Origin of the sequence: Caldinitratiruptor microaerophilus (genome assembly GCF_025999835.1) — a bacterium.
In the GTDB taxonomy this organism is placed as follows: domain Bacteria; phylum Bacillota; class Sulfobacillia; order Symbiobacteriales; family ZC4RG38; genus Caldinitratiruptor; species Caldinitratiruptor microaerophilus.
Genome location: NZ_AP025628.1, coordinates 2,131,642 through 2,157,058 on the forward strand (window position 1 = coordinate 2,131,642; position 25,417 = coordinate 2,157,058).

General features: G+C 71.8%; 27 protein-coding genes and 2 tRNA genes. 9 read left to right on the plus strand and 20 right to left on the minus strand.

The window, feature by feature from the left end:
• Nucleotides 1-37 precede the first annotated feature (37 nt).
• From caldi_RS10295 to caldi_RS10305, 3 genes are read left to right on the plus strand one after another with little or no spacing between them, the layout of a single operon-like run.
• Complete coding sequence (locus caldi_RS10295; protein ID WP_264841681.1) at nucleotides 38-820, plus strand: ABC transporter ATP-binding protein; 783 nt, start codon at nucleotides 38-40, stop codon at nucleotides 818-820.
• Nucleotides 817-1,587 (plus strand): ABC transporter permease, encoded by a 771-nt coding sequence (locus caldi_RS10300; RefSeq protein WP_264841682.1) that lies wholly within the window; start codon nucleotides 817-819, stop codon nucleotides 1,585-1,587. The genes caldi_RS10295 and caldi_RS10300 overlap by 4 nt, the downstream gene beginning before the upstream one ends.
• A gap of 18 nt (nucleotides 1,588-1,605) precedes the next feature.
• The gene (locus caldi_RS10305; protein ID WP_264841683.1) at nucleotides 1,606-1,926 is read left to right on the plus strand and encodes an antibiotic biosynthesis monooxygenase family protein; all 321 of its coding nucleotides are present in this window, start codon (nucleotides 1,606-1,608) and stop codon (nucleotides 1,924-1,926) included.
• A 25-nt stretch (nucleotides 1,927-1,951) separates the two neighbouring features.
• Here caldi_RS10305 and caldi_RS10310 read toward each other — a convergent pair whose 3' ends face one another.
• The 8 genes from caldi_RS10310 to caldi_RS10345 form a co-directional block, all read right to left on the minus strand.
• A complete protein-coding gene (locus caldi_RS10310) occupies nucleotides 1,952-2,803 on the minus strand; it encodes a universal stress protein (RefSeq protein ID WP_264841684.1) in 852 nt (283 codons plus the stop codon).
• Nucleotides 2,804-2,968: 165 nt separating this feature from the next.
• On the minus strand, nucleotides 2,969-4,498 hold the full coding sequence (locus tag caldi_RS10315; protein WP_264841685.1) for a tripartite tricarboxylate transporter permease: 1,530 nt from the start codon (nucleotides 4,496-4,498) through the stop codon (nucleotides 2,969-2,971).
• A 12-nt stretch (nucleotides 4,499-4,510) separates the two neighbouring features.
• Complete coding sequence (locus caldi_RS10320; RefSeq protein ID WP_264841686.1) at nucleotides 4,511-4,951, minus strand: tripartite tricarboxylate transporter TctB family protein; 441 nt, start codon at nucleotides 4,949-4,951, stop codon at nucleotides 4,511-4,513.
• Between the two features lie 116 nt (nucleotides 4,952-5,067).
• Complete coding sequence (locus tag caldi_RS10325) at nucleotides 5,068-6,120, minus strand: Bug family tripartite tricarboxylate transporter substrate binding protein (RefSeq protein WP_264841687.1); 1,053 nt, start codon at nucleotides 6,118-6,120, stop codon at nucleotides 5,068-5,070.
• A gap of 262 nt (nucleotides 6,121-6,382) precedes the next feature.
• Nucleotides 6,383-7,162, minus strand: a complete 780-nt coding sequence (locus caldi_RS10330; RefSeq protein ID WP_264841688.1) for an enoyl-CoA hydratase/isomerase family protein — start codon at nucleotides 7,160-7,162, stop codon at nucleotides 6,383-6,385.
• Nucleotides 7,155-8,396 carry a CaiB/BaiF CoA transferase family protein gene (locus caldi_RS10335; RefSeq protein WP_264841689.1) on the minus strand — a complete coding sequence of 414 codons (1,242 nt, stop codon included), beginning with the start codon at nucleotides 8,394-8,396 and terminating at the stop codon, nucleotides 7,155-7,157. The genes caldi_RS10330 and caldi_RS10335 overlap by 8 nt, the downstream gene beginning before the upstream one ends.
• Nucleotides 8,393-9,091: a GntR family transcriptional regulator gene (locus caldi_RS10340; protein ID WP_264841690.1), complete on the minus strand. Its 699-nt coding sequence runs from the start codon at nucleotides 9,089-9,091 to the stop codon at nucleotides 8,393-8,395. Before caldi_RS10340 ends, caldi_RS10335 begins: the two co-directional genes overlap by 4 nt.
• A gap of 151 nt (nucleotides 9,092-9,242) precedes the next feature.
• Complete coding sequence (locus caldi_RS10345; RefSeq protein ID WP_264841691.1) at nucleotides 9,243-9,878, minus strand: ribonuclease HII; 636 nt, start codon at nucleotides 9,876-9,878, stop codon at nucleotides 9,243-9,245.
• A 216-nt stretch (nucleotides 9,879-10,094) separates the two neighbouring features.
• Between caldi_RS10345 and caldi_RS10350 the strand changes: the two genes are divergently transcribed.
• Complete coding sequence (locus caldi_RS10350) at nucleotides 10,095-10,574, plus strand: peroxiredoxin (RefSeq protein ID WP_264844781.1); 480 nt, start codon at nucleotides 10,095-10,097, stop codon at nucleotides 10,572-10,574.
• 31 nt (nucleotides 10,575-10,605) lie between these two features.
• Here caldi_RS10350 and caldi_RS10355 read toward each other — a convergent pair whose 3' ends face one another.
• The gene (locus caldi_RS10355) at nucleotides 10,606-11,562 is read right to left on the minus strand and encodes an aldo/keto reductase (protein ID WP_264841692.1); all 957 of its coding nucleotides are present in this window, start codon (nucleotides 11,560-11,562) and stop codon (nucleotides 10,606-10,608) included.
• 761 nt (nucleotides 11,563-12,323) lie between these two features.
• Here caldi_RS10355 and caldi_RS10360 point away from each other — a divergent pair.
• Nucleotides 12,324-12,408, plus strand: a tRNA-Leu gene (locus caldi_RS10360).
• Between the two features lie 374 nt (nucleotides 12,409-12,782).
• On the opposite strand, the gene caldi_RS10365 is transcribed toward caldi_RS10360, so the two are convergent.
• The 9 genes from caldi_RS10365 to caldi_RS10405 form a co-directional block, all read right to left on the minus strand.
• Nucleotides 12,783-13,355 carry a DUF6036 family nucleotidyltransferase gene (locus caldi_RS10365; protein WP_264841693.1) on the minus strand — a complete coding sequence of 191 codons (573 nt, stop codon included), beginning with the start codon at nucleotides 13,353-13,355 and terminating at the stop codon, nucleotides 12,783-12,785.
• Complete coding sequence (locus caldi_RS10370) at nucleotides 13,342-13,683, minus strand: hypothetical protein (RefSeq protein WP_264841694.1); 342 nt, start codon at nucleotides 13,681-13,683, stop codon at nucleotides 13,342-13,344. The genes caldi_RS10365 and caldi_RS10370 overlap by 14 nt, the downstream gene beginning before the upstream one ends.
• Before the next feature lie 301 nt (nucleotides 13,684-13,984).
• Nucleotides 13,985-14,614: a lytic transglycosylase domain-containing protein gene (locus tag caldi_RS10375; RefSeq protein WP_264841695.1), complete on the minus strand. Its 630-nt coding sequence runs from the start codon at nucleotides 14,612-14,614 to the stop codon at nucleotides 13,985-13,987.
• Nucleotides 14,611-15,255, minus strand: coding sequence for a dephospho-CoA kinase (coaE, locus tag caldi_RS10380; protein WP_264841696.1), 645 nt, complete (start codon nucleotides 15,253-15,255; stop codon nucleotides 14,611-14,613). Before coaE ends, caldi_RS10375 begins: the two co-directional genes overlap by 4 nt.
• Nucleotides 15,245-15,520 (minus strand): hypothetical protein, encoded by a 276-nt coding sequence (locus caldi_RS10385; RefSeq protein ID WP_264841697.1) that lies wholly within the window; start codon nucleotides 15,518-15,520, stop codon nucleotides 15,245-15,247. The genes coaE and caldi_RS10385 overlap by 11 nt, the downstream gene beginning before the upstream one ends.
• A 69-nt stretch (nucleotides 15,521-15,589) precedes the next feature.
• The gene (mutM, locus tag caldi_RS10390; RefSeq protein WP_264841698.1) at nucleotides 15,590-16,414 is read right to left on the minus strand and encodes a bifunctional DNA-formamidopyrimidine glycosylase/DNA-(apurinic or apyrimidinic site) lyase; all 825 of its coding nucleotides are present in this window, start codon (nucleotides 16,412-16,414) and stop codon (nucleotides 15,590-15,592) included.
• Between the two features lie 13 nt (nucleotides 16,415-16,427).
• The gene (gene polA, locus caldi_RS10395; protein ID WP_264841699.1) at nucleotides 16,428-19,154 is read right to left on the minus strand and encodes a DNA polymerase I; all 2,727 of its coding nucleotides are present in this window, start codon (nucleotides 19,152-19,154) and stop codon (nucleotides 16,428-16,430) included.
• Between the two features lie 146 nt (nucleotides 19,155-19,300).
• Nucleotides 19,301-20,551, minus strand: coding sequence for a zf-HC2 domain-containing protein (locus caldi_RS10400; RefSeq protein ID WP_264841700.1), 1,251 nt, complete (start codon nucleotides 20,549-20,551; stop codon nucleotides 19,301-19,303).
• Entirely contained in the window at nucleotides 20,541-21,179 is a 639-nt protein-coding gene (locus caldi_RS10405; protein ID WP_264841701.1) for an RNA polymerase sigma factor, read from the minus strand. Before caldi_RS10405 ends, caldi_RS10400 begins: the two co-directional genes overlap by 11 nt.
• A gap of 352 nt (nucleotides 21,180-21,531) precedes the next feature.
• On the opposite strand from caldi_RS10405, the gene caldi_RS10410 reads away from it, so the two are divergent.
• Nucleotides 21,532-21,735 (plus strand): hypothetical protein, encoded by a 204-nt coding sequence (locus tag caldi_RS10410; RefSeq protein WP_264841702.1) that lies wholly within the window; start codon nucleotides 21,532-21,534, stop codon nucleotides 21,733-21,735.
• A 52-nt stretch (nucleotides 21,736-21,787) separates the two neighbouring features.
• Nucleotides 21,788-21,875: transfer RNA gene (locus tag caldi_RS10415), tRNA-Leu, on the plus strand.
• Between the two features lie 52 nt (nucleotides 21,876-21,927).
• Here the strand turns inward: caldi_RS10415 and caldi_RS10420 are convergent.
• Nucleotides 21,928-22,620 (minus strand): protease complex subunit PrcB family protein, encoded by a 693-nt coding sequence (locus caldi_RS10420; RefSeq protein WP_264841703.1) that lies wholly within the window; start codon nucleotides 22,618-22,620, stop codon nucleotides 21,928-21,930.
• 123 nt (nucleotides 22,621-22,743) lie between these two features.
• Here caldi_RS10420 and caldi_RS10425 point away from each other — a divergent pair, with 123 nt between their 5' ends.
• A complete protein-coding gene (locus tag caldi_RS10425; RefSeq protein WP_264841704.1) occupies nucleotides 22,744-23,544 on the plus strand; it encodes an SDR family NAD(P)-dependent oxidoreductase in 801 nt (266 codons plus the stop codon).
• A gap of 69 nt (nucleotides 23,545-23,613) precedes the next feature.
• Here caldi_RS10425 and caldi_RS10430 read toward each other — a convergent pair whose 3' ends face one another.
• Nucleotides 23,614-24,723 carry an Mrp/NBP35 family ATP-binding protein gene (locus caldi_RS10430; RefSeq protein WP_264841705.1) on the minus strand — a complete coding sequence of 370 codons (1,110 nt, stop codon included), beginning with the start codon at nucleotides 24,721-24,723 and terminating at the stop codon, nucleotides 23,614-23,616.
• Between the two features lie 246 nt (nucleotides 24,724-24,969).
• Here caldi_RS10430 and caldi_RS10435 point away from each other — a divergent pair, with 246 nt between their 5' ends.
• Nucleotides 24,970-25,407 (plus strand): hypothetical protein, encoded by a 438-nt coding sequence (locus caldi_RS10435; protein WP_264841706.1) that lies wholly within the window; start codon nucleotides 24,970-24,972, stop codon nucleotides 25,405-25,407.
• Nucleotides 25,408-25,417 lie beyond the last annotated feature (10 nt).

Below are 25,417 nucleotides of genomic sequence, written 5' to 3' on the forward strand. Positions count from 1 at the left end.
CGGCCGGGCTCACGGCCGGGTCCACGGGAGGGAAGCCATGAACCGCCCTGTGCCGGCCACGCATGCGGCGGTCGAGTTCGTGGACGTGGTCTTCCGCCGGCCCGCGGCGGGGGAACGCGGCAACGGGGTCGCCGTGCTGGACGGGGTCAGCTTCACCCTGAACCGGGGGGAAGTGCTGGCCATCGTCGGCCCCAGCGGCGCGGGCAAGACGACGCTCCTCCACCTGGTGAACCGCCTGCTGGAGGCGGACGGAGGGGAAGTCCGGGTCGGCGGCCGCCGGGTGCGCGACTGGCCGCCCCCGGCACTCCGGCGCCACGCCGGCCTGGTTTTCCAGTCCGCCCCCATGCTGCCCGGCACGGTGTTCGACAACCTCGAGGCACCGCTCCGCTTGGCGGGCCGCGCCCTGTCCCGGGCGGAAGCGGCCCGGTGGCTGGAGGCCGTGGAACTGGATCCTGCCCTGCTCGAGCAGGACGCTGCGACCCTCTCGAGCGGGCAGAAGCAGCGGGTCGCCCTCCTCCGCACCCTGGCCACCGAGCCGGCCGTCCTCCTCGTCGACGAGGTCACCTCGGCCCTCGACATGGCCTCCGCCCGGGTGGTGGAATCGCTCGTCCTGGACCGGGTGCGGACCCGGGGGCTGAGCGTGCTGTGGGTCACCCACGACGAAGCCCAGGCGCGCCGGGTGGCCCACCGCGTCCTGCATCTCGAGGGCGGCCGGGTGCGGTACCTCGGTCCCGTGGACGGCTACCGGTGGCCCGCGCACCCGACCGATGGGCCGGGGAAGGTAGCCTGCCGGCCCGCTGGGGAGGGAGGCGGGTCGTGAGCACCGCGGCGCTCCTGTGGACCCTCTCCTTCACGGCGCTGGCCGCCGTGCTGTCAGTGTACCAACGTCTGGGGCTCGAACGCGACATCGCCGTCGGTGCCGTGCGGGCGGGCGTTCAGCTCCTCGCCGTCGGCTACGTGCTGCGCCTCGTGTTCCGGGCCCACTCGTGGCTTTACACGGGGCTGATGCTGACGGTGATGGTCGCCGCCGCCGTCCAGGTTGCGACCCGCCGGGGCGGCGGGATGCCGGGCACCCGGAGCCGGGTGGCCGTGGCCATCGCTGCCGCCGAGATCGTGACGGTCGGCCTCATGCTCGTCACGGGCCAGATCCGCTTCGTGGCGGAGCACGTCATCCCCCTCAGCGGGATGGTCGTCGGCCAGTCGATGGTCACCGCCGGTCTGCTCCTGAACCGGCTGCGTTCGGAGGTCGGGCTGCGCCGGGAGGAGGTCCAGGTCTGGCTCTCCCTCGGGGCGTCGCCCCGGCAGGCCGTCGACCGGGCGCTGCGGAGCGCGGTGCGGGCGTCGATGATCCCCTCGATCGACAGCCTCAAGACCGTCGGGCTCGTGCAGCTGCCGGGGATGATGACCGGCCAGATCCTCGCGGGGGCAGACCCCGTGGTGGCGGTGCGCTACCAGATCCTCGTCATGTTCAGCCTCACCAGCGCCGCCGCACTCACGAGCATTCTGCTTGGTCTCCTGGCCTACCCGCTCTTGTTCACGCCCGCCCAGCAGCTCCGTCCCATCGAAGGGTCTCCGGCGGCAGACTAGCAGACGGGAGGGAGAAGCGTGTTCGTGGCCGTGAACCACCTGATCGTCAAGCCGGGCCACGGTGCGGAGGTCGAGCGCCGGTTCGCTGCGCGAAGCGGGGTCGAACGGCAGCCCGGGTTCGTCCGGTTCGAGCTGTGGCGCCTGCGCAAACAAGCGGACCACGAGGAGTACCTCGTGGTCACGCACTGGGAGTCCGAAGAGGCCCACGCCGACTGGGTGCAGTCGGAGGCGTTCCGCCGGGCCCACGCCGGCGGGCGGCCGGACTTCTTCCTGGACAGCCACCTGTCGTTCTACGACGTCCGGCTGACCTCCGGCCCGGCCGCGCCCGCCTCTTCCTGATCCCGTCCGGCGTCCGAGCCCGGGCCTACTTGACGACGACGACGGGTCCCGGGGCGAGCCGCACCAGCCGCTCGCTGACGCTCCCGAGGAAGAGCTCGCCGAGGAGGCCGAGACCCCGGCTGCCGACCACCGCCAGGTCGTAGCCACCGGTCCGGTACTCGGCCAGGAGCTGGTCGGCCGCGCTGCCGGTCGCGGCCAGCGGCCGGACGCGGTCGGCGGGAACCCGGGCGAGGTCGGCGGTGCGGTTCACCACGTCCCGGGCGGCCCGGTCCACCGCCACGTCGAACGACAGGTCGGTCTGCTCGAACAGGGCCCGCGCCTCGGGCGACAGGTGGAGAACGTGGAGCGCCGTGATCTCCGCCTCGGGGGCCCAGCGAAGGGCGAAGGCCAGGGCGCGGGCGCTGTGGGCGGAGCCGTCGACCCCGACCAGCACCCGACGGAGCGGCCGGGCGTGGTCGTGCCGCGCGACGAGCACGGGGACGCGGGCATGGTGGACGACCTCCGTGCTCACGCTGCCCAGGAAGAGGCTGGCCGCGAGGCCCAGGCCCCGGCTTCCCATGGCGATGAGGCCGGCTCCCACCTCGTCGGCCACCGCGAGCACCGCGGGCGCCGCCGCCCCCTGGCGGAGGTGGGTCCGCACTGGCACTCCCTCGACCGATGCGGCCATCCGGTCGAGGAGTTCCTGGCCGTCCTCCCGGGCCTCCTGCAGGGTCCGGGCGTACTCGATCGCCATGCCCTCGGAGATGGGGAGCGGTACGTGGTAGGCATGCACGAGATGGAGGACGGGTTCGGGCACCGAGCGGGCGAGCTCCCGGGCCCAGCCGAGGGCCTTCTGGGCGTGTTCGGAGCCGTCACAGGCCACGACGATGTTCGTCATCCGGGTGAACCTCCAGTCCGCCAAGTGTTGGTCGGCATATCATTTAGGCGCACTAATAGTAATCCCCTGCAAACGCACGCACGGACCGGCCGGTGATCCACAACACGGGCGCCGGACCCTGACGGGCGCGGGTCCGGCGCGATGCGTGTCGCTCGGAACCATGGCTCAGGTGCCGTAACGAGTCCCCCGGGCCTCGGCCACGACCACGCGGCGGCTACGCAGCATGCCGGCCACGACCGGCGCCAGGAGCGAGACGACCGTCAGGAGCAGCAGCACCAGGGCGATCGGGCGCGTGACGAAGATCGCCGGCGAGCCCCGCGACAGCAGGAACGACCGCCGCAGGGCCGTCTCCAGGTCGGGACCCAGCACCAGCGCGAGGATCAGCGGCGCCACGGGCACGCGGAGCTTGGTGAGGAAGTACCCCAGGATCCCCGCCACCAGGACGACCCCCACGTCGAACAGGCTGTTGTCGATGGCGTACCCGCCCACCAGGCTGAGGACCGCCACCAGCACCATCAGGATCGGCGCCGGCAGGGCCAGCACCTTCACCACCGCCGGGATGGCGAGCGTGTTGATCGCCAGCAGCATCAGGTTGGCGATGTAGAAGCTGGCGATGAGCCCCCACACGAAGTCGGGGTTGTCCCGGAACAGGAGCGGCCCCGGGCGAAGCCCCCACATCATCAGCCCGCCCATCAGCACCGCCGTCGTCCCCGAACCCGGGATCCCCAGCGACAGGAGCGGCACGTACGCGGCGATGGCGGCGGCGTTGTTCGCGCTCTCCGGCGCGGCCACGCCTTCGATCGCCCCGCGGCCGAACTTCGCCGGGTTTCGGGAGACCTGCCGTTCCACCGTGTACGCCAGGAACGACGACGTGGTCGCCCCGGCACCCGGCAGGAGCCCCACGAAGAAGCCGACGACCGTCCCCCGCACGATGGCCCACACCGACGACGCCCACTCGGCCGCCGACGGCAGGACGTTCCGGATCGAGAGACCTGTCCACTGCGTGGACCAGCGCTCCTGCCTCTCCAGCCACACGAGGACCTGGGTGATGCCGAAGAGCCCGATCACGACCGGCAGGAGCGGGATGCCGTCCAGGAGCTCGATGCTCCCGAAGTTGAACCGGGCGTTCCCGTTCACGCTGTCCATCCCGACCAGCGCCAGCAGGAGGCCGATCACGCCCGAGATGAGGCCCTTGACCGGCGACTCCCCGGTGAGCCACCCCAGGCTGGTGAGCGCCAGCAGCATCAGCATCGCCATCTCCGGCGGCCCGAAGCGGAGCCCGAACCGGGCCAACGGCGGCGCGAAGAAGCTGAGCATGATGATGGCGAACGTGCCGGCGACGAACGAGCCGACCGCCGCCACGAAGAGCGCCTGGCCGGCCCGGCCCTGCTTGGCCAGCATGTGACCGTCGAGCCCGGTCATGATGGCGGCGGAGTCACCCGGGATGTCGATCAGCACCGCGCTGATCGTGCTCCCGTACATGACCCCGTAGTAGATGCCGCTCAGCATGATGATCGCGGCCGTCGGGTCCATCCCGAACGTGAGCGGCAGCAGGAGCGCCACCCCCGAGACGGAGCCGATCCCCGGCAGCGCCCCGATCACCTCCCCCGCCACCACCCCGATGACGGCGAAGAGGAGGTGGTTCGGCTCGAGGGCGACCGCAAACCCTCTCAGCAGGTAGTCCCAGGTGCTCACGCCTCCACCTCCTCAGATGCCCAGAAGACCCACCGGCAGCGGCACCTTGAGCCAGTAGCTGAAGATGAGGTAGACCCCGCCGCCCGTACACAGCATCACGAGGAGGCCGGTGCGCCAGGGGTACCGGCCCACGAGCCGCGTCCAGAGGAGCGCGAAGAGGGACAGCGCCAGAAGCATGCCGAGGTAGTTCATGAGAAGTGCCGTACCGATCAAGGCCGCCATCCCCAGCAGCGCGGCGCGCAGATCCCCCTTCCCCCACAGGCGCTCTCCTCGCCCCCGGGTGCCGATCCACAGCCACACGCCGAGGATCGCCGCCAGCCCACCGACCAGGATCGGGAAGAAACCCGTGCCCGGACCGGTGGTGGAGGTCCAGTAGCCGTAACGCCAGCCCTGCCACGTGACCGCGAGGCCGACGAGCAACAGGATCGAGGCCAGCACTCTGTCCGGGTGCATGTGGTGTCCCTCCTCGGGCGCCCTCCCCCCGCCGGGCCGGGGCGCAAGGGCGGGGCCTCCGCCCCGCCCTCACCCCGGCGTCCGCGGCCGAGACTCGTGCCTTCCGGCAGCCGGCGCTACTTGATCACGCCGATGTCCTTGAGGATCTGCGCGTACCGGGGCTCCTCTTCGGCGATGAGCTTCTTGAAGTCTTCTGGCCCCAGGTAGCGGATCGTCAGGCCGTTCTTCTTGGCGTAACGCTCCTGCCAGCCCGGATCCTCGGTGACCTTCTTGAGCGTGTCGGCCCAGAACTTCACGGCGTCCGCCGGCATGTCGGGCGGGCCGACCACCCCGCGGAACTGGCGGAACACCACGTCGAGGCCCGACTCCTTGAAGGTGGGGACGTCCGGGAACATCGGCATGCGCTCCGGGGCCGCCACCGCGATCGGGCGGACCAGGCCGGCCTCGATCTGCGACATCGCCTCGTTCGGGTTGGCCCAGGCCACGTCGACCTGCTTGCCGAGCAGGTTCGTCATGACCTCGCCGCCGCTCTCGAACGGGATGTAGTTGAGCTTGACGCCGGCGGCCTTCTCCACGATGCCGGTGAGCATGTGGTCCTCGGCGCCGGTGGCGGTCCCGCCGATGCTGACGGCCTTCTCACCGCTCCTGGCCTTGTTGATGAAGTCCTGAACCGTCTTGAACGGCGAGTCCTTGGTGACCACCAGGAGGAACTCGTCCATCGCCAGGTTCGCCAGGGGGGTGAACGTGCTCGCCTTGATGCCGCCCTGCACCGTCAGGGGCGCGGACACCTGGCCGCTGATGAACGTCATGATCGTGTACGCGTCGCCCTTCTTCTGGGCCACGTAAGCGCCGCCCACCTGGCCGCTGGACCCGGGCTTGTTGACGACGACCACCGGCTGGGACAGGGCCTTGGTGTCCTGCAGGGACTGGACGATGTTGCGTGCCAGCACGTCGCTGCCGCCGCCCGCGGCGTAGGGTACGACGAACTCGATCGGCTTGTCCGGGTACGACGCCTTCGCCTGGGCCTGCGGCTGGGTCTGGCCCGACGGCTGCGTCTGGGCCTGGCTCCCCCCGGCCTGCGGCTTGGTTCCACCTCCTCCCCCACACCCGGCGAGAACCATCGCCACCACGCCGGCAGCCAACAGGGCCACGAACCTCTTCCCTCGCATCGCTCTCCCTCCCAAACTTGATTGCGAAGCTTGAGCGGCACCCCCGACCGGGGTCGGCGCCGCGCCCCCCCTGAGCTTGGCGTGGTCGGCCCCCTTCCGGACTCACCCGGCGCACCACTCGGGCATACGAATGATTTGGCTATCCCCTTACGACCTTTTCACTAGTCAGACGCAAGCAAGGACAGTACGGCCCGGGGACCGTCCGGAAGCGGGTCTTGCTCTGCGGCGCGCCGGGCCGGCGCCCGGCGCGGCCGCTCCCTCGCTACCGCCCGCGGAAGACGGGCTTACGCTTCTCGAGAAAAGCGGTCACGCCTTCCCGGAAGTCCTCACTCGTGTAGGCCATGGCGATCAGGTCTTCTCCGCCCTCGAACCGGCGGTGCGCCTGCAGCCGGCGGATGGCCTCCTTCGTCACCCGGATCGTGATGGGCGCGTGCTCGGCGATCTCCAGGGCCACGGCGCGCACGTACTCGTACAGCCGCTCCGCCGGCACGACCTCGTTCACCAGTCCGGCCTGCCGGGCTTCCTCCGCCTCGACGAGCCGGGCCCGGAAGATCATCTCCTTGGCACGACCCGGCCCCAGGAGGTCGACCAGCCGGGCGTAGTTCGCCATGGAGAGGCAGTTGCCCAGCGTGCGGGCGATCGGGATCCCGATCTTGCTCTCCGGCGTGCAGTACCGCAGGTCGCAGGCCAGGGCGATGCCGGCGCCGCCGCCCACCGCGTACCCCTCGATGGCGGCGATGGTGGGCTTGGTGACAGACTCCAGCCGCGAGACGACGCGGTCCATCCGCCGCTCGTACTCGATCCCGTCCTCCGCCGTGCGGAACGACGTGAACTGGCTGATGTCCGTACCGGCGACGAACGCCTTCCCGCCGGCTCCCCGCAGGATCAGCACCCGGATCTCGGGGTCGGCGTCGACCGTCTCGCACGCCGCCACCAGCCCGTCGTACATCGCCCACGTCATGGCGTTGCGGGCGTGGGGGCGGTTGAACGTCACGATCGCCAGGGGACCGTCGCGCTCGAACAGGAGCTCCGGCTCACTCACCGGCTGCACCTCCCGCCCGGCGGGTTTCTGCCGCTTCCCCGCGGCGGGCCATGGTGACCACGCCCGCCTCCGCCAGCGTCCGGATGTCCTCGTCGCTGTACCCGAGCTCCCGCAGCACCTCGGCGGTGTGCTCGCCGTAGAGCGGGGAGGGGCGCCGGATGCGCGCCGGCGTCTCCGACAGCTTCACCGCCGGCCCCAGCACCCGGATCCGCCCGCCCACGGGGTGGTCGATCTCCTGCACCATCCCCCGCTCCTGGACGTGCGGGTCGGCGAAGACCTCCGCGTAGTTGAGGATCGGCCCGCACGGGACCCCCGCCTCGTCCAGGACCTTCAGCCAGTGTGCCCGCGGCCGGGTCGAGGTGACCTCCTCGATCTCCCGGGCGAGCTGGTGGCGGTTCTTCACCCGGTTCGTGTCGTCCCTGTACTCCGGCCGCTCGATCAGGTCCGGGCGGCCGATCGCGTGGGCGAACCGCTCCCACGTGCGCTGGTTGGCGGCGCCCAGCGTGATGTAGCCGTCCGCACAGCGGATCGCCTGGTACGGAGCGGACATGCGGTGCGCCGACCCCATGGGCTCCGGGATGCCGCGCCCGGAGAAGTACTGCGCCGACTCCCACACCGAAAGGGCAACGCCCGCTTCCAGGAGGGAGGCGTCGATGTACTGCCCCTCGCCCGTCCGGAGCCGGTGCACGTACGCAGCCAGGATCGCCTGCAGCGCGAACAGCCCGGCCCCCAGGTCGGTGATCGGGATCCCGCACTTCATCGGCGGCAGCCCGACCTCCCCGGTGATCGACATGATGCCGGACATCCCCTGCGCCACCAGGTCGAACCCGCCCCGCTGGGCGTAGGGTCCCGTGTGGCCGAACCCCGAGATCGAGGCGTAGATCAGCCCCGGGTTCACCTTCCGCAGGTCCTCGTACCCCAGGCCGAACGAGTCCATGACGCCGGGACGGTAGTTCTCCACCAGGATGTCGGACCGGGCCGCCAGGGACCGGAAGATCTCGCGGCCCCGCTCGTCCTTCAGGTTCAGCACGATCCCCCGCTTGTTGCGGTTGATCGCCCAGAAGCTCGGGCTCTCCGTTCCCAGGCTGCCGGCCATCTTCCGGGTGGGGTCGCCCCCTGGGGGCTCCACCTTGATCACGTCGGCCCCCATGTCGCCCAGGAGCATCGTGCAGAACGGCCCCGCCATCACCTGGGTGACGTCGAGCACCCTGACCCCGCTCAGCGCCTGCTTCACCCGGCTACCTCCTCGTGGCCCCGCGTCTCCGACCGTGCACGGGCCAGCGCCCGCCGCCCCCGCACCAGGTCCCCCTGCAGGTGCGCCTCGATCCGGGCTACCGCCCCGCCCGGATCGCGGGCCGCGATCCGCTCCAGCACGGCCTCGTGTTCCCGGAGCACCTGCTCCTCGTCTTCCGGGGCGCTGAGCGCGTTGGCCCGGAAGAGCACCATCTGGCTCCAGAGCTGCTCCAGGAGGCGAAGCGTCCACGGGTTGCCGCCCGCCAGGGCGATCTCCCGGTGGAAGTCCACGTTGACGTTGAGGAGTTCGGGCAGGTCGCCGCGCTGCATCGCCGCCCGGGCGTTCTCGAGCGCCGCGCGCATCCGGGCGAGGCTCTCCCCGTCTGCCCGCTCGGCCGCCCGCCGCACGGCCAGGCGCTCCAGCGCGATGCGGCATTCGTACATCAGTTCGACCTCCGCCAGGTCGAGCGCCGGCACGGCCAGCCCGCCCTCGTCCTGGCGGAGCAGCCCCTCGGCCTGCAGCTGGCGGATCGCCTCGCGGAGCGGCGTGCGGCTGATGCCCAGCTGCTCGGCGAGCTGGGTCTCCGCCAGCCGCTCGCCCGGCCGCAGCTGCCCCCGGAGGATGGCGAGGCGCAGAACGTCACGAGCCTTCTGGTACAGCGGCGGGCTCTTGATCGACGAGGGCTCGAGCGGCATGTCCCCACCCCTTTGCCGGTCCGGGTCGCGTGCGGCCACGGTGGCACCTGTGCACACTGTATACCGCACACGGTGATTTCCACACACATGCGTGAATTCCTGCCGGGATGGATCAGGTCGCACAAAAGATTTGCAGCGGCCTCCCCGGGCCTCACAGCTCCAACCGCACCTGCAGCCCGCGGAGGAAGCTCCGCCGGTGCAGGGGGCAGGGGCCCCATCGGGCCAGGGCGGCGATGTGCTCGGGCGTTCCGTACCCCTTGTGCCGCGCGAACCCGTACTGCGGGTACTGCCGGTCCCACTCCAGGGCGAGGCGGTCCCGGGTGACCTTGGCGACGATCGACGCCGCCGCCACGCTCAGCACCTTGCGGTCGCCCCCCACCACGGCCCGCTGGCGGCCGCCGTACCCCGGCAGCGGCGCGTCGCCGTCGACGAGGACGAACTGGACGCCGACGGGCGGGGTGAGGCCGGCGAGCGCGGCCTCCATGGCCTCCAGGGCCGCGTTGCGGATGTTCACCCGGTCGATCCGCTCGGGCTCCACGATCCCGATGCCCACGGCGAGCGCCCGCTCGCGGATCACGTCGTAGGCTTCCTCCCGCTGACGGGCGGTGAGGCGCTTCGAGTCGTCCACCCCCGGCAGCTCGGTGCCCGGCGCGAGGACCACGGCTGCGGCGACCACCGGCCCGGCGAGCGGGCCCCGGCCCGCCTCGTCCACCCCGGCGACGGCCACCAGGCCCCGCCGCCACAGCACGCGCTCCATCCGCAGGTCCGCCACGTCCCGTCCCTCCACGGGGCTGTCCCCCACCAGATGTCCGATGTTCTCGGCCGCGCGCCGGGCCTCCTGCACCGCCGGGGCGGCAGGAGGGGATCACCGGCCGCCCATGCGGGCCGCACCGTCCGGGGTGCGCGGGCAGAAGGCGCGCCGGGGCCTGGTTGAGATCGGCGCCGCCGCCGTGCTATCCTGGGCTTGTCCAGCCCCGAGAACGGAGGGATCCGGGTGGCAGAGATCCCAGGCGCCCCCGTCGCGGAGGGAAGCCCGGCCCCGGACTTCACCCTGCCCGCCCAGGACGGGCGGGAGGTCTCCCTGCGCGACTTCCGCGGGAAGAACGTGGTCCTGTACTTCTACTCGAAGGACGACACCCCGGGCTGAACCCGCGAGGCGAGCTCGTTCCGGGACCTCCACGGCGAGTTCGAGCGCGCCGGCACGGTGGTCCTCGGGGTGAGCCGGGACAGTGTGCGGTCGCACACCCGGTTCGCGGAGAAGCTGGGCCTCCCGTTCCTCCTGCTGAGCGACGCGGAGGGGAAGGTAGCGACCCTCTACGGGGTCCTCAAGGAGAAGGTCCGCTACGGCAAGCCGTCGGTGGGGATCGAGCGGTCGACCTTCGTGATCGACCGTGACGGGGTCGTCCGCAAGGCGTACCGGAACGTGAAGGTCGACGGCCACGCCGAGAAGGTGCTCGATTTCGTCCGGACGAACCTGACGTGAGTTGCCGGACTCCCGCGCGGGGGAGGCGGGCTCATCCGCCCGCCTCCCCCGCCGCGGCTTCGGCGGCCCGGCTGAGGGCGGCCACCTGCTCGTCCGTCAGCCGCCACTCGAGCGCGGCCAGGCTCTGGGCGAACTGCTCCGGGGAGGACGAGCCCACGATCGCCGTCGACACGGCCGGGTTCGCCAGCACCCAGTTGAGGGCGACCTCCAGGGGAGGCCGGCCCAGGCCGGCGGCGAACCGCTCGACCGCCCCGGCGATCGCCAGGTTGCGCGGGGTGAGGCGAAGCTGCTGCCAGCTGGGGTTCTGGTAGCCCCGGGAGCCGGGCGGGGCCTCGCCGCCGCGGTACTTGCCCGTGAGCACGCCGCCGGCGATGGGGCTGTAGACGAGGACCCCCACCCCGAGCTGCAGGCAGCACGGGAACAGCTCTCGCTCCGGTTCCCGGTGGGCCAGGTTGTAGCGGGGCTGCACCGAGACGAAGGGCTCGAGACCGAGCCGCTCGCTCACCCCGAGAGCCCAGGCGATCTGCCAGGCCGCCCAGTTCGAACAGCCGATGTAGCGGACCTTACCCTGGCGCACGAGGTCGTCGAGCGCGCGGAGCGTCTCCTCCACGGGCACCTCCGGGTCGAACCGGTGCACCTGGTAGAGGTCGATGTAGTCGGTGCCCAGGCGCCGCAGGCTCGCCTCCACCGCCTGCATGACGTGATGGCGGCTGAGCCCCCGGTCGTTGGGGCCCGGACCGGTGGGCATGTACACCTTCGTGGCCAGCACCACCTTGTCGCGGCGCCCCTCCAGGGCCCGGCCCACGATGCGCTCGCTCTCGCCCCCGGCGTAGACGTCGGCGGTGTCGATGACGTTGACGCCTGCGTCGAGGGCCTGGTGGATGATCCGGATGGCAGTCGGTTCCTCCACCTTCTCGCCGAACGTCATCGTCCCCACGCTCAACACGGACACCTTGAGCCCGCTTCTGCCGAGCCGGCGGTACTCCACGCGCCGTCCCCTCCCGGACGATCTGCTTGCTCAAGTCAAGACTACCCTTCCCGGCCGGGCCCGCGCGCTCCTGCCAGCCCCCCTCACGATACCGAAGCGGGGGCTGGTATGTCCTCGAGTGCCACCGCGGACGACAGAACGCCGACTTGCGAGTAACGCCGGGGCGGATCGGGCCTCAGGACCCGTCGTCGTCGGGGCGCCTGGGACATCGCAGTACATGACCCGCCGGGCGGGCCGGCGTTCACATATGTGACCGGAGACCGCGGCGACGTGAAGAGCCACCGCACGATCCCGAGGCCCGATCACGCAAACCCCGGTTTTACCATGCGCCAGTGAGGTGCCAGGAGGCGCATGTCCCACCAGACGGAACAAAACGCACATCTTGAACCCCGGGAGCTTACCTTGCCTGTCAAGATCTGCGTCCCCACGTCCGCGCAAGGGCTCGAATGGGCAGGGTTTGGCGGGCGCAAGGGGTTTCAGTCGACCCACGCATGGCGTTATGTCACCAGCGCCAGGGCACCGGCCGGCACGAAACGCAGAAGTTGACAGGCGGAGACCGATCTTGCCTGTCAACTTCTGCGTCAGGCGGCAACGAGTCGCATGGACAGCCGGCACAAGCATTCGGGAAACGGTGCGACATCCCCTTCCGCGCCATTTCGGCCGGATTGGTAGAAAGCGCAACCGTAATTTCGCGCGTGCACCCCTGAAGTGAGGCCCGTTGACAGGCGGCCAGGTGCTGGCTAGAATGAGCTTGCCGACACGTCGGAGTGGCGGAACTGGCAGACGCGTACGTTTGAGGGGCGTATGGCGCAAGCCGTGCGGGTTCAAGTCCCGCCTCCGACACCAGGCTTGTAGAGCGGGTTTCCGGCTTCACCGGTTCTCAGCCCGGCTGGTTCCCGACCGGAATGGGAACTTGCAACGCCAGAACCCGGTCTTGTAGACCGACGCCCGGTGCGGCTACAGCGGGCGTCGGCAGGCGGCTCTGGTGGCCGCCGGTCTCTCCGTCCGAAGCCGTCCGGGTGATGCCATCCAAGGCCCGGACGGCTTCGTCGTCACTCCCCGCTCGGCGCGCCGGGTGATGCGGCGGCCCGCAGGTCATGCAGGTGCAGGCGGGCTTTTTGCCCCCACACATTCCTCGCCGGCGGTCCTCCACCCGCTCCGAGAGGGGCCGGCGAGACCACGAAGCCGATCAGAGTCCCGCTCTTCGAAAAGCGAGGCGCTCATCGGCTCATGCCCTGATCACGAACGCGTTTCTCCCGTTCGGCGAAGTGTCTCCGTATCGTGACGGCCACGCGTGCCATTTCTTCCTGGGTACATGCTGTCCGTCGCAAGCGGTCAAGCAGAGTCCGCTCGCTCACCAGACCTGCCCGCACGACGGCCGAACAAAACTCGAGGTCCTTTGGCCTGCCCGCGAGGTACTTGCTCACGAGAAGGTCATGGGGTTCCAGGCAATATCCCGTGATCCCCATCGTATTTGCGTTCTCGACCGGGATCAGCCGGTCCCGCCAGCCATCCGGAAGCCGTGCAGTCGTTTCGTCCACACCGTGGGCATAGATGCCGAACGTGTCGTGGAACATGGACCCTTCCCCCAGGGTCCCGTCGATCAGGTCCGCCTTCTTGCCGTCCGGATCGTTCACGGGGAGAAGGTAGGCTTCCATTGATTCCGTGGCCTCGGGAGGAAGTCCGGAGGGGAAGCGCCCCAGGATGGCCTGGCTGCCCAGGACGATCACCTCACGATCCCCCAGGATCGCGCCGGCGGCCCGGATGATATGCTCCAGCTCATCGCGCCGCACGGCTTCGCCTCCATTCCCTGGCAAACTCTCGGAAGGCGGCCGAGCGCTCCCGCGGCGGGACGACGCCCGCGAACGGCGTGCACTGGCGCAGGGCTCTGGCGTCCTCGCCGGGCGACACCATCACGTTGAGAAGCTCGTCCAGGGGGCCCTCCAGGAGAGCCTGCCATCTCGCCATGTACGGCTCGGAATTCGGATGTTGACGCCGGAGCCGGGCCAGGTTCGCCCGCGCCTTGGCGAGCACGCGCTCGGGTTGGGCCTTCAGCTTCTCCGCCACGAGCTGATGGTAGCGGATCGACCACTCCTCGACGCGGCGGTGCGTGCTCTCCATAGCGCACTCCCCCCAGGTAGAGTGTATCATGCTCGGCGGCGGGCAGGGCTCCGGCCCGAGGCGGCACCCGCCGCCGGATCCGGATGGGTACCGTGCCTGTGTTCGCAATCGTCCTGTGGCGTCCCACGGCCGCCTGGCCGCGCAGACGTCGCGGACGTCCTACCGGACGAACAGGAGCCAGAAGAGGAAGTACACCGCCAGGACGGCCGCGATGAACAGGACCACGACCGGCAGGACGATCTGGTACGTGGCGATGATGAGCGCGAGGACGTCCTGCCAACCCAGCCGCGGCCGGCCCGGCTCAGCGGCTTCCTCCGGGCGGTCGGGCGGACGGCGATCCCTGGTCAGGCGGCACCACCTCCTGCTCCGGCGCCTCCGGGTTGCCGTAGATCCACGCGTAGAACCGGTAGGACCGAAGCACACGCTGGACGAAGGCCCGTGTCTCCGGGAAAGGAATCGCCGAAAGGTCGCCGGCGCTCCCGCTCCAGCGGCCCTCCTCGAGCCAGTTGCGCACCGGGCCGTCCCCCCCGTTGTACGCGGCCAGGGCAGCCGGCACCTTGCCGTCGAACTGGCGCACGAGGTAGGCGAGATACCAGGTCCCCACCCGGATGTTGATCGTCGGGTCGTACAGGTCGTCCGGGCGGATGGGCCCGAGGCCGATGCGGTCCGCCACCCAGTGGCCCGTCTCGGGCATGACCTGCATGAGCCCCCGCGCCCCCTGGGGCGACGTGCTCCCCGGCCGCCAGTGACTCTCCGTCCGGATCACCGCGGCCACGAGCCACGGGCTGAGCCCGTTCTCCCGCGCCGACCGGATCACCAGCTCCCGGTGGGGCAGCGGGTAGAACCGGGTGAGGATGGCGCGCGCCCCGCGCGGGACGAGCGCGACCAGGACGGCAAGAGCCAGCGCCCAGGCGAGCAGGCGGCGCTTCATCGCCCGGCCTCCCCGCCCCCCGCCGCGGCCAGGACGGCCCGCCACGCGGCCTCCACCTGGGCGCGGGTGGCGGCAGGGTCGCCGCGGTTGTCGATCACCACGTCCGCCAGCCGCCGCTTCTCTTCGAGCGGCATCTGGGCGTCGATCCGCCGGCGCGCCTCGGCCTCGTCCAGGCCGTCCCGGGCCACGAGCCGGCGCAGCTGCGTCGGGGGGTCGACGTAGACGACCCAGACCTGGTCGACGTGCGCCTGATACCCGGTCTCGAAGAGGAGGGGGATGTCGAGGACCACCGCCCGAGCCCCCGCCCGGGCGGCTGCCTCCACTTCCTCTGCCATGCGCCGCCGGACGATCGGGTGCACGATCGCCTCCAGGCGCCGGCGCGCCTCCGGATCCGAGAAGACGCGCCGCGCCAGGGCGGCCCGGTCGAGTTCGCCGTCCGGCCCGACCACCCCGGGGCCGAATGCGGCGACGATGGGGCCGTACGCCTCGCCGCCCCGGGCCTCCACCGCGTGGACGATGCGGTCCGCGTCCACGACGGCCGCGCCGAGCTCGCGCAGGATCGCGACCACGGTCGACTTGCCGCTGGCGATGCCCCCCGTCAGCCCGATCCGGAGGACCTTGCCGGGACCCTTACTCGCCATCGCGACCGCCGGCGTCGTCGTCCCCGGGCGAGACGGCCCCCGGCGGCTCGAGCGCGCCGGCCGGCGGCGCGTCGACGCGGTAGCGCTCGAAGGCCTTCAAGGTGGACTCGCGCAGCTCCTTCTCGGAGTTCACCACGAGCCGCCAGCGCCCGCCCGGCTGCGGCACGATGTGGATCTCGCCGGTCACGCCCAGGCCTTCCCAGAGGCGCCGGGCCACCTCCCGCATCTCGCTCTCCCGATCGAACTCGAAGGTCAGGAACTGCAACCTCCGTCACCCTTTCCGGTGCGACTCCTGCCCGCCGGGGGGCCGGGCCGTGGGCCCGGGGCGGCCCCGTCAGGCCTGGCAGCGGGGGCAGAGATGCGTGCCCCGGCCGGCCACCCGGATCTTGGCGATCGGCCTGCCGCAGCGCGGGCACGGCTCTCCCTCCCGGTCGTAGACCCGCAGCTCGCTGTAGAAATCGCCGGGGCGGGCCTCCCCGTCGAGGTAGAGGGAGAACGTCGTGCCCCGCCGCGCGATCGCGTTGTCCAGGACCTCCCGCACGGCGCGGTGAAGGCGCTCGACCTCGGCCCCGCCGAGGGCCCCGGCAGGGCGGGCGGGGTGGATCCCCGCCCGGAACAGGGCCTCGTCCGCGTAGATGTTGCCCAGGCCGGCCACGGCCCGCTGATCCAGCAGCACGGCCTTGACGGCCGCCCGGCGGCCCTTCAGCTCCGCGGCCAGCTGCTCCGGACCCCAGTCCGGGTCCAGGGGTTCGGGGCCCAGCGTGCGGAGCCCTGCCGGCGCGCCCTCGTCGCCCGGCCCCACGAGGTGGAAGCCCCCGAACGTGCGCTGGTCCTCGTAGCGCAGCTCGGTCCCGTCGTCCAGGCCAAGGACGACGTGGGTGTGCCGGGCCCGCGGAACCTCCGGGGAGACCACGTAGAGCCGGCCCGACATGCGCAGGTGGCACACGAGCGTCCGGTCGCCGTCCAGCGGCAGGAGCAGGTACTTGCCCCGGCGTCCCGGCTCGCCGAAGGTCCGTCCGGTGAGGGCGCTCCGGAACGCGTCCGGGGCGGGGTGGCGGATCTGGCCGGGCCGGATCACGTCCACCCGCCGGACCTGCCGGCCGGGCAGGCGGCGCGCGAGGGTGCGGCGGAGGGTCTCCACTTCCGGCAGCTCGGGCATCCGCCGCCTCCCCCTAGCTGCGGGCGGCCAGCCACTCGTCGGCCGGCACCATGTCGTACCAGTTGGGGCCCACCCGGGTCTCCACGGCCAGGGGGACCGACAGCCGCATCGCTCCCGTCATCTCGCGCTCGGCGATCTCCCGCAGGCGGGGGATCTCCTCGGGCGGCGCCTCGAAGACCAGCTCGTCGTGGACCTGCAGGAGCATCCGGGCCCGCAGCCCCGCCCGGCGCACCTCCCGGTCGACAGCGATCATGGCGAGCTTCATGAGGTCGGCGGCGGTCCCCTGGATGGGCGTGTTGATGGCCGCCCGCTCGGCATTCTGCCGCACGGCGAACGTGCGGGAGTGGATGTCCGGGAGGAAGCGGCGCCGCCCGAGCAGCGTCGTGACGTAACCCTTCTCCCTGGCCTCCCGCACCTTTTCCTCCATGTAGCGCTTGACGCCCGGATACCGTTCGAAGTACCGCTCGATGAACGCCCGGGCCTCCCCGCGGCCGATCCGCAGCGCCCGGGCAAGGCCGAAGTCACTTTGACCATAGAGCAGGCCGAAATTTACAGTTTTTGCCATGCGCCGCTGTTCCTTCGTCACCTGGTCGATCTCCAGGCCGAACACCTCCGCCGCCGTGCGGGCGTGCACGTCCTGGCCCTGCTCGAACGCCTCCCGCAGGGCCGGGTCGCCGGAGAAGTGAGCGGCGATGCGCAGTTCGATCTGCGAGTAGTCCGCCGCGAACAGGACCCAGCCCTCCGCCGGGACGAAGACCTTGCGGAGCCGGCGGCCCTCCTCCTCCCGGATCGGGATGTTCTGCAGGTTCGGGTCGGCGCTCGACAGCCGGCCGGTGGCGGCGACCGTCTGGTTGAACGTCGTGTGGACGCGGCCGTCCGGCTCGACCAGCTCCTTGAGGCCGTCCACGTAAGTACCCTTGAGCTTCACGAGCGTCCGGTAATCCAGGATCTTCGCCGGCACGTCGTGGAGCGCGGCGAGTTCCTCGAGCACCTCGGCGTCGGTCGAGTAGCCCGTCTTGGTCCGCTTGACGGTCGGCAGGCCGAGCTTCTCGAACAGGACCTCGCCCAGCTGCTTCGTGGAGTTGATGTTGAACTGCATCCCTGCCGCCGTCCAGATCTCCTGCTGCAGCGCCACGATCCGGTCGTCGAGCTCGCGGCCGATGGCTTCGAGCTGTTCCCGGTCCACCCGGATCCCCGTGGCCTCCATCCGGGCCAGGATCGGCAGGAGGGGCATCTCGACCTCCGCGAAGAGCGGCCAGAGGCCGGCCTCCTCCAGGTCCCGCCGCATCGCCTCCCGCAGGCGCCCGAGGCGGGCGGCGGCGGCGGCCCGCCCGCCCGGCGATGCGGGGTCGGGCACCTCGCCGAGCCCGTACTGCCGGAGCAGGTCGTCAACCCGGTACGTGCTCCGGCCCGGGTCCAGCAGGTAGGCGGCCACGGCGCCGTCGAAGGCCGGCGGGGCCGCCGCCACGCCCCGCCGCAGGAGCCAGACGTAAAACGGCTTGACGTCAAACGCTGCCAGGTCCGTCGCCCGGGACCAGTACGCGTCCAGCCCGGGCAGCGCCGCCGGCTCGAACCATACGGCGGTCGCGGCGCCCCCGTCCAGCGGGGCCAGGGCGACCCCCTGCGGCTCCCCTCGCCCGTACGGCCCGACGGGCCCTCCGGCGGGCACGGGCTGTACCGGGGCGATGAGCCCGGCCGTCCCCGGCAACGCGTCCGCCAGGCGGGCAGCGGGCGCCGCGTCCGCCACAAGCTCGATCTGCAGCGCTGGCCCGGCGGGGGCCGCCTCGCTCCCGGCTGCCGCGAGCGCCGCGTCCGGGGGCCCGGCCCCGCCCTCGGCCGCGGAGGACTCCGGCACGTCCACCGGAGGCGTCACCCGCGGCAGGAGCGAGCGGAACTCCAGCTGCTTGAACAGGCGCTGCGCCTCGGCGTAGTCGGGCTCCTGGCGCCCGAGTGCGTCGAGGTCGACCTCGATGGGCACCTGCCGGTCGATCGTCGCCAGCCGCCGGGAGAGCCGGGCGTCCGCCTCGTGCTCGCGCAGGCGCTCCTGCAGTTTCCGGCCCGGCACCCGGTCGATGTTCGCCAGGATCCCCTCGAGCGTGCCGAACGCCTGGAGGAGACGAACGGCCGTCTTCTCCCCCACCCCGGGCACGCCGGGGATGTTGTCCGACGGGTCGCCCATGAGGCTCTTGAGGTCGACCACCTGCTCGGGGGTGATCCCGTAGGCGGCCCGGACGGCGGCCCGGTCCATCCGGGCCACGTCCGTGACCCCCCGCCGCGTGAGCAGCACGGTGACGTGGTCGTCCACCAGCTGCAGGGCGTCCCGGTCGCCGGTGACGATCACCGTGGGGATCCCCCGCTCCGAGGCGATCCGGGAGAGGGTGCCGATGAGGTCGTCCGCCTCGTAGCCCGCAAGTTCGAGATAGGGCACGCGCAGCGCCCGCAGCACCTCCCGCAGCGGGCCGAGCTGCACCTTGAAGTCGTCGGGAGCCGCCTGCCGGGTCGCCTTGTAGGCCGCGTACCATTCGTCGCGGAAGGTGGGGCCGGGAACGTCGAAGGCCACCGCCAGGTGCGTGGGCTGCTCGTCGTCCAGCACCTTGTACAGCATCCGGAGGAAGCCGAAGATGGCCCCGGTCGGGAAGCCCCCCGAAGCGCGAAACTCCTGGAACGAAAAATAGGCCCGGTAGGCCAGGCTGTTGCCGTCGATCAGGACGAGCTTCCCCGCTCCCGGCAATTCCTTCACCTCACTGCCGCTGCCGCCGTCACCACTCTACCACAAGAGGCGCCGGGACGGGTACCGGCCCCTCCGGAAGGCGCGGGCCGCCAACAGTCCGGGGGCCGCCACCCCCGGGTGACGGCCCCCGATTGTGCCCGCCCCATGCGAAGGCGTCACGGCTGCGGCGCGGGCCCGGCGGGCTCCGCCGGTGCTGCTGCCGCCGCGACCTTCTCCACGGTGACGACGAACTCGACCCTGTGGGCCCGGTCCCACCAGTAGTCCCGGTTGCGCTCCGCCGTCTCCAGGATGGCCTCCAGCTTGGCCCGCTGCGCGGCGGCGTCCTGCGGGGTCCACACGCCCGTACGCACGTACTCGTCCAGATTCGCCAGGGTCTCTTTCGCGGCCCGGATGTCGTCGTAAGCGGCGGTGTATTGCTCGGAGTAGTCCACCTGGCCCGACTCCTCCGACGCCACCCGTCCCGTCTGCCGCAGCGCGATCTCCCGCAGCGCGGCCCGGGCCTCGTCCTGCTTGTCCGCCGGTACCCAGTAGATCCGCTCTTCGGACGGAACGACACCGCCGCCGAGTCCGGCGATCGCCGTCTCGACCGCCCGGAGCGCCTGGTCGATGTCCGGGACCTCCAGCCTCACCCTGTACGTGATGGCAACGAGCGTGCCTTTCTCGACGCGGGCCGGTTTGGCGCCTTCGGCGCCCGCCACGCCCGCGCTGAGGCCGTTGACCGGGATCGAAGGCTCCATCCCGGGAAGTGTCGGCGTACCCGCCTGTTCCCCGGGTTGCGGCCCGCCCGCCCCCGGCTTGGCGCCCGGTGTCTGGGCCCGTACGCCGGCGCCGGGGCCCGGCGTGCTCCGCCCCGTCACCGGCCCCGAACCGCTCGAACCGCTGCTCGGCCCTGCTGCGACGGATCCGGCGCCGTCCGGACGGGCAGCCGGTGCGCCGGGGCCGTCGACCCGGGTAACGTCCGCTGCCGTCGCAGGCGCCGTGGATGGGCCGGTCAGCCCCGCCCCGCCGGCCAGAGGCACCGGACGCGTGCCGCCGAACGGACCGGCCGGCGAGTAGGCCAGCGCGAGGATGGCGGCGGCAGCCGCAGCCGCCGCGGCGGGAACCCCGGCCCGGCGCCAGCTCCGGCGCACCCGCTCCCAAGCCGGCACCACAGCCGGACGGGCGGCAGCGACCGGCGGCGGCAGGGCCGCAAGCCGGGCATGAAGGCTCTCGCGGAACCCCGGCGGAACCTCCAGGTCCGGGTCCGCCAGGTCGTGCAGCATCGCGACGGTCCGGCGCAGGAGGGCCTCTTCTGTGGCGCACGCGGCGCAGCGCCCCAGGTGGTGCTCCACCTGAAGGCGCGCGAGTTCATGGAGCTCCCCGTCGATGTACGCAGAAAGGTGCTGTCGGACGCCCTCACAGTTCACCGCCGCGTCGCCTCCTGGCTCTATAGACGGCGGCAGGTGCGAAAAGTTCCCTGTCGGCCAGACGCGACCGGAGGGCTTCCTTGAGAGCAGCCCGGGCGCGGTTGAGCCGGCTCTTCACCGTCCCCAGGGATACGCCCAGCACGTCGCGGATCTGCTCGTAGGTGAGATCCTGAAAATCGCGGAGAATGAGGATGTCCCGGTGGTCTTCGTCGAGGTCCAGCACGGCCTCCCGCACCAGTCGCTGGAGTTCGCGGCGCTCCAGGGCCTGCTCGGGTCCGTCAGCCGGGTCCGCCCACTGGCGGGCCAGCTCACCATCGTCTTTGTCCATCGGCTCGTCGAGAGAGGACACCCGTTGCCGCTGCCGGCGCCGGAGTTCATCCCGACACGCGTTGTAGACGATCCGGTGCAGCCACGTCGAGAAGGACGAGTCGCCCCGGAACTCCGCGAGCGACGTGTAAGCCCGGACGAACGCCTCCTGGGCCATGTCGCTGGCGTCTTCGTGGTTGCCGGTCAGGCGGTACGCCAGACCGTAGACCCGCTTCTCGTACTGGCTGATGAGAGCCTCGAAGGCCGCCACGTCGCCTGCGCGGGCCCGCTCGACGAGGCGCGACTCGTCGCTCGAGTTCACCCTGCCGCTCCCTCCACACGGACGCAGCCCTGACGGGAGATCCCGTGGCGACATCTGCTGGCTCCATGTTCGGGACTGGGAATGTGAAATCCTGTTGGGACACCCTGCCGGCGGCGCGCGCCCGAACCGGCACCCCTGCCGGCCCTGGCAATGGTAACCCGGCCAGGGGAGGCTGACAACCGGGGTGCCACCGCCTGCCGCCCGGATCGCCGGGTCCACGTCCGGCTACCAGTCTCTTCGCCCGGCGCCGGCGCTTTGCGGGGGTCGCGTGCCGGCCACGCCGCCGGCGCCGCACCGCCCGCCGGTTACCGGGGCTTCGGGCGAGGCATCCTACCGGCGGGAGGGAACGTGCATGCCAGAAGGGCCCGAAGTGGCACCGCCCGGAAAGGTCGAACCGGAGCGCGGGACCCGCCCCCTCACCCCCGGCGCGGGGATGAGCACCGGGGTCCACCGCCCGGAGGACGACCGGGAACCCAAGGCGCCGGCCCGCGGGGTCGGGGCTGCGGGAACCCGTCCGGAGGAGAAACACAGCGGCGGCAGGCGGGTGTCCGGGTAGGCACCCGCCTATCTCGCCCCGGCCGTGTGATATAATAGGGGCGTGAGTGCTCGCCGGAGTATCCGAACTGGCACAGGAGCCCGACTCAAAATCGGGTGGGGTAGCCCCCCGTGTGGGTTCGACTCCCACCTCCGGCACCAGCAAGGCGAAGGTCCGGGTCCGACTGGCCCGGACCTTCGCGCGCCGCCGGCCTCACTCCCAGTTCACCTCGAGCCGGACAGGCCCCTCCTGGCGGGGAATGCGCACCAGGTGGTACGGCTGGCTCAGCGCCGCGGTGACGGCGGCCCCCGGGGCGGGCGAGCGGGTCCGGACGGACAGGATCAGCCGGTCACCCAGGCGCTCCACCCCCACCACCTCGACCGCGTAGCCGCCGCTCGACTTCTCCCCGAGCGAGACGGCGATTACCGAGTACGCGTGGAAGTCGATCTCCGGGGGAGGCGGGGCGGGCACGCGGGGGGACACGTGGCGCTGCCAGAGTTCTGCCCACGACCCGGCGTCGGTCACCAGCACTGCGGCCCGGTCGGTCAGGCCGGAGTAGTACCCCTTCTCCAGGGTCTGGAAGGGGACGGGCCCCCGGGGCCCGGGCGAGACCGGCTCCACAGGGTGCTCGGACGGCCCGGACGGTTCGCCGCCTGCCTTGCCGGACGCGGGCGGGCTCTCCGGCCGCCCCGGAGCGGCGGGAACGGCAGGAGCCGGCCCGGGTGCCGGCTCGCCCGGGGCGCCGGCCCCGGGAACCCCCGGGCCGCCGGGGCTCGCTGCCGGCGGCGATCCGCCGACGGACGGCGGTGTCCCGCGCGCCGGCGGCCGGCCGCACGCGCCCAGCGCCAGGACGAGCAGGAGTGCGGCCGCTGCGGACAGGGGCCGCAGGGCATGCACGCGTCTCACGGCGCTCACCTCTACCCGATTGGACGGGCCGGGCCGGCCCGGCGTTTCCCCCCGCTGTCCGGGAATTGTTGACAGGCCGCAGCGTCCGGTGCTTCGATGGTGACAGCGGGAGGGGATGGGCCCATGCAGATCGCGGGGGCGGTGGCCCTGGTCACGGGGGCGTCGAGCGGCATCGGGCGCGAGGTCGCGCTGGCGCTCGGGCGCCGGGGGGCGGCCGTCGCGCTGATCGGCCGGGACGAGACCCGGCTCGGCGAGGTGGCCGCGCAGTGCCGCGCCGCAGGCGCCGCGGCGGCTCTGCCGCTTCGCGCCGACGTCGCCGACTGGGAGGCGGTGAACACCGTGGTGGGGGAGCTGGAGCGAACCCTGGGGCCCGCCGACATCCTCGTGAACAGCGCCGGCGTGATGTACACGGGACCCGTCCACCGCATGGCGCCGGAGCATTTCGCCGAGATGGTCCGCACCAACTACCTCGGCACCGTCTACCCCACCCGGGCGGTGCTGCCGGGGATGATCGCCCGCAGGCGGGGCAGCATCGTCAACCTCTCCTCCCTCGCCGGCCGCGTGGCCGCCCGGGGCTACGGCGGCTACGCCCCCACCAAGTACGCGGTTGCCGGGTTCACCGACGCCCTCCGGCAGGAAGTCGCCCACCGGGGGATCCACGTCTGCGGCGTGTACCCCGGTCCCGTCGACACCCCGATGGTCCGGGATCGGGAGGGGAAAGGGCCTGCGGATCCGTTTCCCCTGGTCCCGCTCCTTCGCCCGGAGCGCGTCGCGGAGGCCGTGGTCCGGGCGATCGAGCGGCGCCGGCGGCACGTGTACCTTCCCGCCGGCGCCGGGCTGGTCGGCCTCCTGTACACGCTCTGGCCCCAACCCGTGGAGTGGATCTACGCGCGCTTCCCCATCGGCCAGAACCGGGTCGACTGAGAACCGAGCCGAGAGGCGAAAGGCCCCCTCACCGGACCCGGGTGAGGGGGCCTTCGTCCGCAGTGCCGGTCACACCACGCGGCGGGCCTCGCCGGCGACGGAGACCGGCGGGGCGAGCTCCACGACGCGGCGGGCGACCTCGAAGAACGCCCTGGCCGCCAGGGAGTCGGGATCCTCGACCACCACCGGGTCGCCGACGTCCCCGCCCAGGCGTACCTCGCCCTGGAGCGGGATGCGCCCCAGCACCTCGGTACCGAGCTGCGCGGCCAGGGACTGGGCGCCGCCCTTGCCGAAGATGTAGTGCTCCTTCGAGCACTGGTCGCACACGAAGTACGCCATGTTCTCGACGATGCCGAGGATGCGCTGGTTCACCTTCTGGGCCATCGCGCCCACCCGGATGGCGACCTGCGAGGCGGCCGCCTGCGGAGTCGTGACGATCAGGATCTGGGCGCCGGGCAGCATCTGGGCGATGGACAGGGCGACGTCGCCGGTGCCGGGCGGGAGGTCGATGAGAAGGTACTGGATGTCGCCCCAGAGCACGTTCGTGAGGAACTGCTCGATCATCTTGGTGAGCATCGGGCCGCGCCAGATGATCGGCGTGTCCTCGTCGACCAGCGACCCGGCCGAGATGAACCGCACCCCGTGGTTCTCGACCGGCACGATGCTCTGCTCGTCCAGCACGACCGGGCGGTTCATGTTCCCCATCATGCGCGGGATGGAGAAGCCGTAGATGTCCGCGTCCAGGATGCCGACCGGGTAGCCGAGGCGCTCCAGCGCGACCGCCAGGTTCACGGTGACGGTGGACTTCCCCACCCCGCCCTTGCCGGACGCCACCCCGATGATGCGGTACTTCTCCGCCAGCCGCGCCGTGTTCGCGGTGGGCATGGGCGCGCCCCGCACCTTCGCCGCGACGGCCGCCCGCTCCTCGTCGGTCATCGCGCCGAAGTGGAGGTTGATCTGGCCGATATCCGGGATCTCCCGCCGCAGCCTCTCCACGACGTCCCGCTCGAAGGTCGCCTTGAGCGGGCAACCGGGCACGGTCAGGTTGATCGTCAGGTCGACGTCGTTTCCGTGGATCCGGACTTCCTTCACCATGTCCAGTTCCACGACGCTGCGCCGCAGTTCCGGATCCATGACCCCCTTGAGGGCCTCCATGATGGCCTCGTGGGTGACCGCCATCCGCTTATCCCTCCCGGACGGCCCCTCTGGGGCCCATCCCCTCGTAGTTTACCCCTTCCGGGGTCGCCGGCTGGTGACCCGAATCACTATCCCCTTTATACCATAGTCCTGTTGCAAACCACAACGAACGGCGGTCCGGCGGAGGCCGGCGCGCCCCGGCCGTCACCCGTTCTGGGCAGGCGACGTAACCTGTTAACGTCACCGGCCGGTGGCCGGCCGGACCATCCTCCGGAGGAGGAGTCTCCCATGCCCCATCGGATCGCCGCGGCCGTCCAGCCCCTCGCCCGCCTGCACGCCCGGGAGATGGCCGATGCCTTCGAGGCACTGTGCGCGCACGCCTGCGAGATGACCGGGATCTCGTCCGCCCTGGTCGCCCAGGGAATGTCGCCCGGCGCGGCGCACATGCTGGCCAGGCAGTGGCACGCGGCCGGTCTGACCATCCACCCCGAGGTCCGCGCGGCAGCGCTGATGCCCGGCGTGATGGGCGTCCCGGGGATGATGGGGATGCCCGCCGTGATGGGCATGCCCGCCATGATGGGCATGCCGGTCGGTGCCTTCGGGATCTCGCCCTGGGCGGCCGGCATCACGGCAGCGCCCTGGCTCGGCGTACCCGGCCTCGCCGGCATCACGGCCGGCGCGGTGCCGCGCCTCGGGCTCGCCGGGCTCCTGCTCGACCCCGACTGAGGCGGCCGCC